At 37.4% G+C, this 12579-nt stretch carries 12 protein-coding genes and 1 tRNA gene; 6 read left to right on the top strand and 7 right to left on the bottom strand.

Annotated elements, in window-relative coordinates:
- Window positions 1–11: 11 nt before the first annotated feature.
- Window positions 12–458 carry a GNAT family N-acetyltransferase gene (locus EKL95_RS01460; protein ID WP_126458669.1) on the bottom strand — a complete coding sequence of 149 codons (447 nt, stop codon included), beginning with the start codon at window positions 456–458 and terminating at the stop codon, window positions 12–14.
- On the bottom strand, window positions 451–1704 hold the full coding sequence (locus EKL95_RS01455; protein WP_126563376.1) for a 3-deoxy-D-manno-octulosonic acid transferase: 1254 nt from the start codon (window positions 1702–1704) through the stop codon (window positions 451–453). Before EKL95_RS01455 ends, EKL95_RS01460 begins: the two co-directional genes overlap by 8 nt.
- 229 nt (window positions 1705–1933) lie before the next feature.
- Here EKL95_RS01455 and EKL95_RS01450 point away from each other — a divergent pair, with 229 nt between their 5' ends.
- The 4 genes from EKL95_RS01450 (at window position 1934) to EKL95_RS01440 (ending at window position 5970) form a co-directional block, all read left to right on the top strand.
- Window positions 1934–3064 carry a DegT/DnrJ/EryC1/StrS family aminotransferase gene (locus EKL95_RS01450; RefSeq protein ID WP_126451752.1) on the top strand — a complete coding sequence of 377 codons (1131 nt, stop codon included), beginning with the start codon at window positions 1934–1936 and terminating at the stop codon, window positions 3062–3064.
- Between the two features lie 83 nt (window positions 3065–3147).
- A complete protein-coding gene (gene galE, locus EKL95_RS01445) occupies window positions 3148–4161 on the top strand; it encodes a UDP-glucose 4-epimerase GalE (RefSeq protein WP_126563375.1) in 1014 nt (337 codons plus the stop codon).
- Window positions 4158–4283 carry a hypothetical protein gene (locus tag EKL95_RS15275; protein ID WP_255416217.1) on the top strand — a complete coding sequence of 42 codons (126 nt, stop codon included), beginning with the start codon at window positions 4158–4160 and terminating at the stop codon, window positions 4281–4283. The genes galE and EKL95_RS15275 overlap by 4 nt, the downstream gene beginning before the upstream one ends.
- A gap of 232 nt (window positions 4284–4515) precedes the next feature.
- The gene (locus tag EKL95_RS01440) at window positions 4516–5970 is read left to right on the top strand and encodes an FAD-dependent oxidoreductase (protein WP_126563374.1); all 1455 of its coding nucleotides are present in this window, start codon (window positions 4516–4518) and stop codon (window positions 5968–5970) included.
- Between the two features lie 89 nt (window positions 5971–6059).
- Here EKL95_RS01440 and EKL95_RS01435 read toward each other — a convergent pair.
- Window positions 6060–6134: transfer RNA gene (locus EKL95_RS01435), tRNA-Val, on the bottom strand.
- 85 nt (window positions 6135–6219) lie between these two features.
- Window positions 6220–7440 (bottom strand): bifunctional folylpolyglutamate synthase/dihydrofolate synthase, encoded by a 1221-nt coding sequence (locus EKL95_RS01430; RefSeq protein WP_126563373.1) that lies wholly within the window; start codon window positions 7438–7440, stop codon window positions 6220–6222.
- Window positions 7441–7569: 129 nt separating this feature from the next.
- On the opposite strand from EKL95_RS01430, the gene EKL95_RS01425 reads away from it, so the two are divergent.
- Entirely contained in the window at window positions 7570–8265 is a 696-nt protein-coding gene (locus EKL95_RS01425; RefSeq protein WP_126563372.1) for a MotA/TolQ/ExbB proton channel family protein, read from the top strand.
- Window position 8266: 1 nt separating this feature from the next.
- A complete protein-coding gene (locus tag EKL95_RS01420; RefSeq protein ID WP_126458690.1) occupies window positions 8267–8662 on the top strand; it encodes an ExbD/TolR family protein in 396 nt (131 codons plus the stop codon).
- 216 nt (window positions 8663–8878) lie between these two features.
- On the opposite strand, the gene EKL95_RS01415 is transcribed toward EKL95_RS01420, so the two are convergent.
- From EKL95_RS01415 to EKL95_RS01405, 3 genes are all read right to left on the bottom strand, one after another.
- Window positions 8879–9778: an energy transducer TonB gene (locus EKL95_RS01415; RefSeq protein ID WP_126458693.1), complete on the bottom strand. Its 900-nt coding sequence runs from the start codon at window positions 9776–9778 to the stop codon at window positions 8879–8881.
- 406 nt (window positions 9779–10184) lie between these two features.
- Window positions 10185–11411: a Glu/Leu/Phe/Val dehydrogenase dimerization domain-containing protein gene (locus tag EKL95_RS01410; protein WP_126451759.1), complete on the bottom strand. Its 1227-nt coding sequence runs from the start codon at window positions 11409–11411 to the stop codon at window positions 10185–10187.
- A gap of 67 nt (window positions 11412–11478) precedes the next feature.
- Window positions 11479–12549: an anhydro-N-acetylmuramic acid kinase gene (locus EKL95_RS01405; RefSeq protein WP_126458699.1), complete on the bottom strand. Its 1071-nt coding sequence runs from the start codon at window positions 12547–12549 to the stop codon at window positions 11479–11481.
- Window positions 12550–12579 lie beyond the last annotated feature (30 nt).

Genomic DNA, 12579 nt, shown 5'->3' with positions numbered 1-12579 from the left:
AGAGTGTAATTTTATATGATTTTGTACTTCATTAATTGTCTGTTGTGCGATTCAAAACCGCTGGCGAGATACATTTTTTGTGCTTTTTCATTGTGCGGTTCCACTTCCAGATAAAGCAACTGTAACGATAGTTTACGACTTTCAGTTGTAATAAATGCAATGGCTTCGTTACCAATCCCTTTTCCACGTGCTTTTTCGGTGACATACAATTCGTCTAAAAAAGCAATTCTTCCTTGGTGTTCAAAACTAAAAACAAAGGTTAGAATAAGATAGCCCACAATTTCGTTGACGGATATAATGAGCCATGCTTTTCCTAAATTTTCATTGGAAATAAATTCTTGAAATAAAGTTTTGGACACATCAACAGAAATGGGATAATTATCTATGGCATAAAATTCCTGCATCAGCGAGACAATGGTTTCAATATCAGTAGCAACCAGAGGTTTAAATTCAATCATTCAAAATATGGTTTAAAATAATGGTGGTGGCGCCTTTATTCATTTGTACAAAAGTGCTGGATATATGACCTTTCTCCTGTCGGATATCATCATTATGAATCAGGTTTTCAAGGGCTTCGTCCAATTCTTTTTGGTTGTTGACGGCAACACAGGCTTCCATATTGACCAAAGCAATTGCTTCTGCAAAATGCGAATAGTTGGGGCCAATAAGGATTGGAACACCAAAAGTTGCCGGTTCTAAGACATTATGAACGCCGGGATTCCCAAAACCGCCACCCACATAGGCAATATCCGCATAACTGTATATTTTTGTCAAAAGACCAATGGTGTCAATGATAAAAACATCGAAATCCTGTAGGGACAAGTCGCGACTTGTCCCTACAGTCTCCATTTCAGAGAATAAAACAGTTTTTTTGGTAATGCTGTTTTTTAAATTCTGAATTTGTTCCTCCTTTATATTATGTGGCGCAATAATAAATTTGACATTGAAAGTATTCGAATTTATAAAATTCACTATTAAATCTTCATCTTTTGGCCACGAACTTCCCACGACAATAGTGAGTGTGTTGTTTTTAAAATCAGAGATAAAATCCAACGAATTGTCTTTTTCTAAAATTGTAGCCACTCGATCAAATCGGGTGTCGCCAGAAACAGCAACGTCTGTTTTGCCTAACTGCTGCAGTAATTTTTTGGAAGTTTCATTTTGAACAAAAAAGTAGGTAAAGGCATCCAGCGCTTCTCTGTAAAAGCCTCCGTACCACTTGAAAAACAGTTGATTTTTTCTAAGAATTCCAGAAATCAGGTAGGTTTTAGTATTTGATTTTTTGAGTTCAAATAAATAATTGGGCCAATATTCGTATTTGATGAAAAACACTAAATCCGGATGAACGAGATTCAAAAATTGTTGTGCATTTTTCTTGGTATCCAAAGGCAAATAAACTGTAACATCAGCAACTGTATTGTTTTTACGGACTTCATAACCCGAAGGAGAGAAAAAAGTAAGCACGATTTTGTGCGAAGGAAACTGCTTTTTTATCTTTTCGAGCACGGGTAAACCTTGCTCGTATTCACCCAAAGAAGCGGCATGAAACCAAATTGTTTTGTCAGTAGGTTTTATTTTTTGTTCCAAAATAGGGAAAACTACTTTCCTGCCATCCATAAAAAGTTTCATTTTTGGACTGAAAAGTGCTGTGATTTTTAATAAAAAACCAGCAAATTGAACCACTAAAGTATAGAGAAAAAGCATGATTAAAATTTTGGGGCTAAAATACGGTTTCTTTATTTTAATTTCTTCCACAGCAATATTTAAATTTTGGTTGTTAGGAATGTCATTTTTAGTTCATTTGAATAATATCTTTTTTTAATGTAGGTTGTATTGGTTTCAACTCATAAATAGCTATTTTTGTTCTTCGTTTTAAGAAAGTATTTACTGTATTAAGAAATGGTATTCTTTCGAACATTAAACAAAAATTGTAATGAAAAAAATCCAAATGGTTGACTTAAAAAGTCAATATGAAAAAATAAAAGATACCGTTAACATTTCTATTCAGGAAGTTTTAGATACTAATACTTATATTAATGGACCTCAAGTTCATCAATTTCAAAAATCATTAGAAGAATATCTGGATGTAAAACACGTAATTCCGTGTGCAAATGGAACTGATGCGTTGCAAATTGCCATGATGGGACTGGATTTAAAACCAGGCGATGAGGTAATCACTGCCGATTTTACCTTTGCAGCCACAGTGGAAGTAATTGCTTTGTTGCAATTGATACCGGTTTTAGTCGATGTGGATCTATATAATATGAATATTTCTATCGAAGGAATCAAAAAAGCGATTACGCCAAAAACAAAAGCGATTGTACCGGTACATTTGTTTGGTCGTGCCGCCAATATGGAAGCGATTATGGCGATTGCAAAAGAATATAACTTATACGTTATCGAAGATAATGCGCAAGCGATTGGTGCCAATTGTAAATTTTCGGATGGCACTAAAAAGAAAGCGGGAACGATTGGACACGTAGGAGCAACTTCGTTTTTTCCTTCAAAAAATCTTGGGTGTTACGGAGACGGCGGAGCTGTTTTTACCAATGATGATGCTTTGGCGCACAAACTTCGCGGAATTGTAAATCACGGAATGTATGAGCGATACCACCATGATGTAGTAGGCGTAAATTCTCGATTAGACAGTATTCAGGCGGCCGTTTTGAACGCAAAGTTGCCTTTGTTAGATGAGTATGGAAGAGCCAGACAAGATGCAGCCAGGAAATATTCTGCGGCTTTTGAAGGGCATAAAAATATCGTTGCACCAACTATTTGTTCAATTTGTGACTGTCACGTTTTTCATCAGTACACGTTACGAATCATTGATGCTGACAGAAATGGCTTGATGCAGCATTTATTGGAAAAAGGAATTCCTTGTGCTATTTATTACCCAATTCCGTTGCATTTACAAAAAGCCTACGCTGATTCCCGTTACAATGAAGAAGATTTTCCGGTAACCAATCAGCTAGTCAGGGAAGTGCTTTCGTTGCCAATGCATACCGAATTAGATGACGAGCAAATTAAATTCATCACGGATTCGGTTTTACAATATTTAAAATAATATTGTTGTAGAGACGCGATTCATCGCGTCTTTTTTATAAACGATTAGATGCAGTTTATTGCGTCTGTACAAAATTAGAAATCATGAAAATAGTAGTCACAGGTGGGTTAGGGTTCATAGGATCTCATACTGTAGTAGAATTGCAAAACGAAGGATATGAAGTTGTCGTTGTTGATAATTTATCGAATACTTCCTTGAGTGTTTTGGACGGAATTCAGAATATTACGGGGAAAGTTCCGGCTTTTGAAAAATTAGATTTGCGCGAAAAAGAAAAAGTGCAGAATTTTTTCAAAAGGCATCCTGATATTTCAGGGGTCATTCATTTTGCAGCTTCAAAAGCAGTGGGCGAAAGTGTTGAGAATCCGTTGTTGTATTATGAAAATAACATCAATACACTGGTATATGTTTTGCAGGAATTACAGCTAAAACCGGAAGCAAATTTCATTTTTAGTTCTTCTTGTACGGTTTATGGTCAGGCCGAAACCATGCCAATTACGGAAAATGCATCTATTCAAACCGCCATGTCTCCTTATGGGAACACGAAACAAATAGGAGAAGAAATCATTACTGATACTGCCAAAGTTACTAATATCAATGCTATATTATTACGCTATTTTAATCCAATTGGGGCGCATCCTTCTACTGAAATTGGAGAATTGCCTATTGGAGTTCCTCAGAATTTAGTGCCGTTTATTACGCAAACCGGTTTTGGATTGCGAAAAGAACTTTCGGTTTATGGTGATGATTACCCTACTCCAGATGGAACGGCAGTACGCGATTACATTCACGTAGTTGATTTGGCGAAAGCCCACGTAATTGCTCTACAGCGCTTATTGAACAAAAAAAATACGGCTAAAGTAGAAACCTTTAATCTGGGAACCGGAACCGGCAGCTCAGTATTAGAGGTTATTCATACTTTTGAAAAAGTAAGTGGTAAAAAATTGCCTTATAAAATTGTAGGTCGCAGAGAAGGAGACATTACCTCAGCTTACGCCAATACAGATAAAGCCAATACTATTTTGGGATGGAAAGCACAATCCACGCTGGAACAAGCTATGGCAAGTGCCTGGAAATGGGAACAGAAGATTAGGAGGTGAAAAAATCACACCCGCTTCATGCCAAAAATCAAAAACCTTCAAAATCATTTGATCTTGAAGGTTTTGATTTTTGGGGTTCCTGCAGATTTGTTTGTGAATCATTTCAGGTAGGATTTGAATAAAATGACTCAGAGAAATCCTTTTTGGTTTAATTTGGAAAAAGTACTTTTGTATTGCTATCTTTTTGTATTAAAGTTGCAAAACTACCACAAGCGGTAAGAACTAAAAATATAAATTTCTCATGTTAAATTATATGAAAGTCAGGATCTAGACTGTATTTAAAAGCCCAGCAGCAATAGTATTAGCTTCGTGTTCGTGTAGCGAAGAGTCAACATCAAGTGAAATAAAAAAGAAGTGAAAAAAGAGGAAGGTGAAGTAGCATGCTGGGCTATTTGTCCGGAATGTCAGGGACGTGGCAAAAAAAGTCGTGGGATCAGCAAGAAAGCGCGACTCCGCTATCAACTAGCATTTGATCTATTTGAAAAAACAAAAGGCGAAGGAGCGGCTCCAGTGTATCCCAAGGGTCACTTATACTCCTGTTTGAACTGTTACGGATCCGGTTTGGTTCATTCGGATAGTCACCCGGTTGCGGATAAAAAAAACTTCCCACACGTTGCTATTATCGGTGGTGGTATAGGAGGAGTAGCTCTAGCGGTGGCTTGTTTGCACCGCGGGATTCCTTTTACGCTATTTGAACGCGACAGCAACTTCGATGCTCGCTCTCAGGGCTACGGACTTACTTTGCAACAAGGGAGTAAAGCGATCGAGGGATTAGGTATTTTTTCTTTAAAAGAAGGAGTGATTTCAACAAGACATCTGGTTCATACTGCAGAAGGAAAAGTGATTGGGGAATGGGGAGTCAGAAAATGGATACAGTCAGATACGAAAACATCTCCCAAGCGTTCCAATGTACATATTGCACGACAATCGATGCGTTTAGCCTTACTAGAGCAACTCGGCGGACAGGATGCAGTACAATGGGGGCATCAGTTGGTAGCGTTTGTAGCATGTAAGGATGGTGTTGATTTAAGCTTTCAAATAGACGGGAAAATAAAGAACTACAAAGCAGATCTTGTGGTTGGAGCCGATGGCATTCGTAGTTCGGTACGGACGCTACTGATTGGGGAGGATATTACTCCATTACGTTATCTGGATTGCATTGTTATTTTGGGAATTTGTCCTTTAAGTGCTCTCGAAGATCGTACAAGCCATTTACTAGACTCTGCAACTGTATTTCAAACCGCCAATGGCAATGAGCGGATCTACATCATGCCTTATACGTCAGACTCAGTGATGTGGCAACTTAGCTTCCCAATGCCAGAACAAGAGGCTAAGACATTAAGCGCTCAAGGACCTCAAGCACTCAAGGAAGAAGCGTGTCGTAGAACGCAGTGGCACGATCCCATTCCTCAGATTTTAGCGGCGACCCTGGATGCACAGATTTCTGGCTATCCTGTGTATGACCGCGAATTACTCCAGTCAGAAATGATGGAGAAATGGGGGGCAGTGACTTTGATTGGTGATGCGGCTCACCCGATGAGTCCCTTCAAAGGACAGGGGGCAAATCAAGCCTTGCTAGATGCACTTTCGCTGGCTCGCGGAATCTCAAAGGGATGTGGTCCTTTATCTCAATGGAGAAAAGTTGGAATAAGGGAAAGTGTGTTAACGAAGTTTGAAGCGGAAATGTTAGAACGCAGTGGGATCAAAGTGCACGATTCAGCTACAGCTGCAGAGTTCTTACATTCTGATATCGTGCTTCAAGAGGGTAATGCGCCCAGAGGACGGAGTCTAAAGAAAGAAGATATTTGATCCGCAACAATTTTAATATTGATCATAAACGAAGTGTTCCGTTAAGTATTAAACATAAAAAAACTCCATTAGAAATAATGGAGTTTTTGTGGGCGATGAGGGGTTCGAACCCCCGACCCCCTCGGTGTAAACGAGGTGCTCTGAACCAGCTGAGCTAATCGCCCTAAACAATTTGGTTACTTTCGTTTCCGTTATTGCGTGTGCAAATATACGCCACTTTTCTAGATTTGCAAGTAAAAACCAAAAAAATTATAAAATTTCTGCTACTACAAAGGTGCTTCCACCAATGTATATAAAATCAGTTGCTCCGGAATTTTTCAGTGCGGCATGATAAGCTTCTGAAACAGAATTGTATATTTCCCCTTTTAGGTCAAAGCTAGCCGATTTTTGTTTTAGAATTAGAACATCCAGCCCACGAGGAATATTGGGTTTGCAGAAATAATAAATTGCTTTTTTAGGAAATAAAGGCAGGATTTCGTTCAAATCTTTGTCATTTACAACTCCCAAAACAATATGTAATGCTTCAAAAGTTTGTTTTTGGATTTGATTCAACACAATTTCCAGTCCATTTTTGTTATGTGCAGTATCGCAAATAACTTTGGGGAATTCTCTTAATTGTTGCCATCTTCCCTGCAGTCCGGTATTTTTCACCACATTCAATAAGCCGGATTTTACATTTTCAGAAGTGATTTTAAATTCGTTCTGATTGTTTAAAACGGTGATGGTTTCTAATACTGTTTTTTTATTGTGCCTTTGATAATCGCCAATTAAATCAGAGGGATAGGTTTCTGAAATTAAATCAGCAACAAAATAGATTTCCGAATTGCATTCTTTGGCTTTAGCCAAAAAAACAGATCGGGTTTCAGGAGTGTATTCTCCTATTATCACGGGAAGGTTGGGTTTGATAATTCCCGCTTTTTCAAATGCAATAGCTCCAAGTGTGTTGCCCAAAAATTGCGTGTGGTCCAATCCTATATTGGTAATCACCGAAACTAATGGAGTGATAATATTGGTAGCGTCTAATCGTCCGCCCATTCCCACTTCTATAACAGCGATGTCTACTTTTTCTTTGGCAAAATAATCGAAGGCTAAACCAACGGTCATTTCAAAAAAACTCATGTCATTGGATTCAAAAAAATGTTTGTGTTCATGGATGAAATTAGTAACAAATTCCTCGGAAATATCCTTTCCACTAATTTTTATACGTTCCCTAAAATCCTTTAAATGTGGGGAAGTGTACAAGCCAACTTTATACCCAGCTTCTTGAAGTATGGATGCCAACATGTGCGAAGTAGAGCCTTTTCCATTAGTTCCCGCAACATGAATGCATTTTATTTTTTCTTGAGGATTGTCAAGATGTGCTGTGAGTAAATGCGCATTGGTTAAATCTTTCTTGTACGCCGAAGCGCCCTGAAGTTGGTACATCGGGAGCTGGTTAAACATCCAATTGGTGGTTTCCTGGTAGTTCATTTTTGTAATAAAATAGTAATTGTTTGAAATATTTTTCGTTTTTTTTAGTTTAATAGTACATCGAAAAGTATCTTTAGTGCAAAATTGAAATAATTTTTAGAATTAATGATTAAAATACAATAATATTATATGTTTAGTTTTATACAATTACAGGCCGACACGATTACCAACGCTGCTTCAAACGTAGTTATCGAAAAAATTGCTCCAAATGCCGAAATATCCACTTTAGGATTCCTTTTAAAAGGGGGCGTGTGGCTTATCCCAATCGGGATTCTATTATTTTACACTTTTTATCTTATTATAGAACGCTATTTGTATATCAATAAAGCATCAAAAATTGATACTCTTTTGATGCGCGATGTACGTGATAATCTTAATTCAGGGAATCTTGATTTAGCTCGATCTATTGCAGAACGAAATAATTCGGCTTCAGGAAATATCATAAAAGAAGGAATTCTGGTTATTGGGCGACCAATTATTGAAATTGAATCTAATATGGATCGTGCTGCAGATATCGAAATAGGAGAAATGGAAAAGCAGTTAGGTCACTTAGGCCTTATAGCCGGAATCGCACCTACGTTAGGGTTTGTTGGAACTATTTCTGGAGTAATTAAAATATTTTATAGTATTTCAGTTACTGAAAATATTAGTATCGGTAATATTTCCGGGGGATTGTATGAAAAAATGATCAGTAGTGGTGCGGGCTTAATCGTTGGTATCATTGCCTACAGCGGATATCATATATTAAACGGCAAGATTGATAATTTTGCTTTAAAAATTCAAAAACAAATCCTGGAGTTTGTAAATATTATTCAAAGATCGTAACATGTCTATAAAACGAAAAAGAAGATTTCATGCTGAGGTAGCCACATCGTCATTAAGTGATATTATGTTTTTCCTGTTGTTGTTTTTCTTGATTATATCAACCTTGGCAAATCCTAATGTGATCAAGATGACCTTGCCAAAAGCTCAGGCGAACGAGAAAACAAATAAGCAATACATTAGTTTATCTGTCACTGAGGATAAAAAATTCTACATAGACAAGCAAGCGGTTTCCTTTGAAGAACTCGAAACAACCTTGATGTCTAAGATGAATTTAGAGAAGGATCAAACGGTTATTGTTCGTATTCCATTCAATTTGCAAGTGCAAGACTTAGTTGATGTACTGCAAATAGGAGTCAAAAACAATTTGAAGTTTGTGATTGCTACCAGTCCAAAGTAATACTGTCATTTTATTTACAGGATTATTTGGGCGTGACCGTAATAGAAAAAGGGGCTAATCAGCATAGTGTTGATTAGCCCCTTTTTCTATTGCGGTCGGGCTATCCGCAGTACTTCGGTACTTGCTACTATCCCTTACGCAAAGTTGTATCTGATGTTAAGCAGTTGTCATTACTTTATTCCTCGCAATGATAAAAAGATACGCTTCCTAATTGCTCTAATTCAAATTGAAATTGTAAACAATTTTACCGACTTGTTTTTCCGGGGCATCGCTGCTGGCATCCCATCTCGTGCTCATTGCTGCAATTCGTGCTTGGTCTAATAAACATTTTGCGGTATTCGTGGTTCCTCTAACACCAGCAACGGCATTTACTGTCCGTCCGGATCTGTCTACAGATACTTCAACTACAACTTTGCCTTGTTCATTACACGTGTATTTTGGTGCGGGTTTAGAAACAGCTTTTCTGTTTCCTAACGAATATCCCACTCCGCCGCCAGAGCCACTTCCGGTTCCACCCCCGCTTCCGGAACCATAGCCACTGCCAGTTCCTATTCCGCTTCCAGTACCGTTTCCGCCGCCTGTTCCTCCTCCAGAACCACCCGTTCCATAATAACCGTTTGAACTCAGGCTTCCGTTTGCTTTTCCTTTGTTTCCGGCTACTTTGTCATCGCCATCTCCGCCTTTATTGGAGCCTTTCATGAAACTGGATAAAGCATTATTGGTATTGTTAGAAACTTTAGGTTTTACAACTACTGGTTTTGCTGCTTCTTTTATAACTACTGTTGGTTTTTTAGTTTTTTCTTTTGTCGGAATCACAACACTTTCTTCAGTGCTGTTTTCCTGAGATAAAATAGCTTCCTCTGGAGTTGATTTAGCAGGCGTTTGTCTGGTTTGGTTTTTTACCTCCAAAACTTCGCTTTTATAATTCGCACCCGAACCTAAATCGCTGTCGCCAAAATTTACTGTAACGCCACCGCCACCACCGCCACCAGCAAGTTCATCCATGTTTGCAGGAGGCCAGAAACGGATAAAAAATAAAATTAACAACATTGTCGCATACAAAAGAATGGATAGTGCTAACGATTTCTTTTGATCTGATAAAATGGTGAAACTCATTTGTGTTTTAAATTTAAAAAAGTGTATTACTAAAAAACGTTGAAAAGTACTAAAAATTGTTAAGAGTAAAAAGCTACTGCCGGAATATAAATTAGGATTGCTTCGCTTAAAACTAAAAATAAGAAAAGGGATTAAATATATTATAAAATCTTCTTAATATCAGTTCCGAGATTAAAGAATAATGAGTTGGGTAATATTAATAAAAATTCAAATTAATTTTAAAAAAATCGAACCACATAGAAACATAGAAAAAAAGAGTCATATAGCCCAATTCTTGAGTTCACCTAGCCATGGTTTTTACTAAAAAGTGAAACGCCTTCCATAAAGTAAAAATCTATGTTTCTATGTGGTTAAAAAATTAAACAAATTGAATTACACCCAACGGGTTAAAGAATACGATTGTATTTTAAGTAAGCTGCTTCAATGCTATTTCAAAAGCAGTGGCGCTAATATTTGTTCTACTTGGATTCAAATTATGCGCTTTTTCAATCGCTTTTTTAATAATTTCTGAAGTGTCTTGAAAAATAGCTTCATCCGTCATTTGTACTTTCTTTTCCATGAAATAAGCAAAAACACGAGCCATACCACAATTAGAAATAAAATCAGGAATCAAACTCACTTTATGATCTACATCTTCCATAATTGGACCGAAAAATATTGCTGTGTCAGCAAAGGGAACATTTGCACCACATGAAATTACTTCAAGCCCATTTGCAATTAAGCTGTCAATTTGAGATTGAGTGACTAATCGCGAGGCGGCACATGGAGTGAATATTTCAGCACCGATTGTCCATATTTTTTGATTGATTTCTTCAAAAGGAATCATGTTTTCGGCCACCAGTTTGTTTCCGTCTTTGGCCAAAAATAAAGCTCTAATTTCTTCAAAAGTGAATCCTTCTTCCTTTATTAATCCACCATCTCTGTCGATAATACCAATTACTTTAGCACCCATTTCGGCTAAGTAAAATGCGGCAGCTGAACCGACATTTCCAAAACCTTGTACGATAGCTTTCTTTCCTTTTACATCGCCACCATAAATCGTGTAATAATTACGAACGGCTTCGGCAACGCCATAACCTGTAATCATATCAGCAATAGTATATTTTCTGGAAACATCTGGTGAGAATTTTGGATTTTCAATCACTTTCACCACACCCTGACGCAATTGTCCAATTCTGTTGATTTTATCTGCTTCTGTCGGTTTGAAGTGACCGTTGAAAACGCCTTCTTGAGGATGCCAAACGCCACATTCTTCCGTCATGGGAATTACTTCATGAATTTCATCCACATTCAAATCGCCACCGGTTCCGTAATAGCTTTTCAATAATGGAGAAACGGCTTTATACCAGCGTTGTAAAACGCCTTTTTTTCTTGGATCATTCGGGTCAAAATTAATTCCAGATTTAGCGCCGCCAATAGCTGGCCCGGAAACCGAAAATTTCACTTCCATGGTTTTTGCCAGAGACAACACTTCATTCATATCTAACCCTTTTCTCATACGAGTACCGCCACCGGCAGCGCCACCACGTAGCGAATTGATGACTGTCCATCCTTCAGCTTCAGTTTCAGCATCTTTCCAATGGAAAACTATTTCAGGTTCTTTATTTTCGAATTTCTTTAATAAATCTTTCATTTGTTGCGATATATTTAATTTTGGCAAATATAAAAAATAGAATAATGTGAAATCTGTATTTTTAGTTTTATTTTGGAGAATAAATAATTCCCGAACTGTGATCTGATTTTGCACCTGTAACGCTGCTCAATACATTTATTTCGCCTCGTAATTTTAAAACGCCGAGTAATGCAAAAATCAACGCTTCTTTAAATTCCAGAATTTTAGTTGATGGAATAATAATTTTCATTTCCGGTAAATGACATTGAATGCGTTCCATCAGAAAATCATTGTAAGCGCCACCGCCAGTTATGAAAAGGCTTCCTTTTTTATTGGGTAAAGCCACCGCAATTTGCAGCGCCACGTGTTCCGTGAACGTGTGTAATTTGTCTTTTATGGGAATGGAATAGCTTTCTATAATAGGTAAAACGGTTTCTTTTACAAATTCAAAACCCAACGATTTAGGATGTTTCTTTTGGTAAAAATCCAACGCATTTAATTCCTGTACTAAATCTTTGTTGCAAATTCCTGTTTTCGAAATACTGCCTTTGTCATCATAATCTAATCCCAGTTGATTGGCATAAAAATTCAAAACAGTGTTTACCGGTGAAATATCAAAGGCAATTCTTTTGTTGTTTTGTTCAAACGACACATTCGAAAAACCGCCTAAATTCATGCAATACTCGTATTCAGAAAATAAAATGCGGTCGCCAATAGGAACCAAAGGGGCACCTTGACCTCCCAATTGCACATCCTGAATTCTGAAATCACAAACAACCGTTTGGCTAATTAAAGGGGCAATTTCCGGCAAATTTCCAATTTGAAGTGTGAATCCGTTTTGGGGTTGGTGCAAAATAGTATGGCCGTGGGAACAAACGGCATCGAGATTTTTTATTTCATGTTTTTCGATGAAATCAGAAATGATAGCAGCCAGAAGTTGCGTGTAATCTTGGTTTAATTTTTCGAGAGCAGTTTCAGAAAAACCGACAGCTATTTTCAATTTGTTTAACCAATCAATGCTATACGGAACCGTCTCGGATTCCAGGATTTGAAAGTCCCATTCATTATTTTTGACAGTAAAGACAATATATGCCAAATCTACACCATCCAGTGAAGTTCCGGACATGACTCCTATAATTGTATACTTTTCTTTAAACATTGGCTAAATTTACGAAATCGTTTGAAATCT

Source organism: Flavobacterium sp. LB2P53, from assembly GCF_003970305.1.
In the GTDB taxonomy this organism is placed as follows: domain Bacteria; phylum Bacteroidota; class Bacteroidia; order Flavobacteriales; family Flavobacteriaceae; genus Flavobacterium.
This window is presented reverse-complemented; position numbering and strand designations above follow the sequence as displayed.

Bases quoted from the DNA above. Each gene is read 5' to 3' on its own strand.
- EKL95_RS01460 (WP_126458669.1), bottom strand. From the start codon at position 458: ATGATTGAATTTAAACCTCTGGTTGCTACTGATATTGAAACCATTGTC.
- EKL95_RS01455 (WP_126563376.1), bottom strand. From the start codon at position 1,704: ATGCTTTTTCTCTATACTTTAGTGGTTCAATTTGCTGGTTTTTTATTA.
- EKL95_RS01450 (WP_126451752.1), top strand. From the start codon at position 1,934: ATGAAAAAAATCCAAATGGTTGACTTAAAAAGTCAATATGAAAAAATA.
- galE (WP_126563375.1), top strand. From the start codon at position 3,148: ATGAAAATAGTAGTCACAGGTGGGTTAGGGTTCATAGGATCTCATACT.
- EKL95_RS01430 (WP_126563373.1), bottom strand. From the start codon at position 7,440: ATGAACTACCAGGAAACCACCAATTGGATGTTTAACCAGCTCCCGATG.
- EKL95_RS01425 (WP_126563372.1), top strand. From the start codon at position 7,570: ATGTTTAGTTTTATACAATTACAGGCCGACACGATTACCAACGCTGCT.
- EKL95_RS01420 (WP_126458690.1), top strand. From the start codon at position 8,267: ATGTCTATAAAACGAAAAAGAAGATTTCATGCTGAGGTAGCCACATCG.
- EKL95_RS01415 (WP_126458693.1), bottom strand. From the start codon at position 9,778: ATGAGTTTCACCATTTTATCAGATCAAAAGAAATCGTTAGCACTATCC.
- EKL95_RS01410 (WP_126451759.1), bottom strand. From the start codon at position 11,411: ATGAAAGATTTATTAAAGAAATTCGAAAATAAAGAACCTGAAATAGTT.
- EKL95_RS01405 (WP_126458699.1), bottom strand. From the start codon at position 12,549: ATGTTTAAAGAAAAGTATACAATTATAGGAGTCATGTCCGGAACTTCA.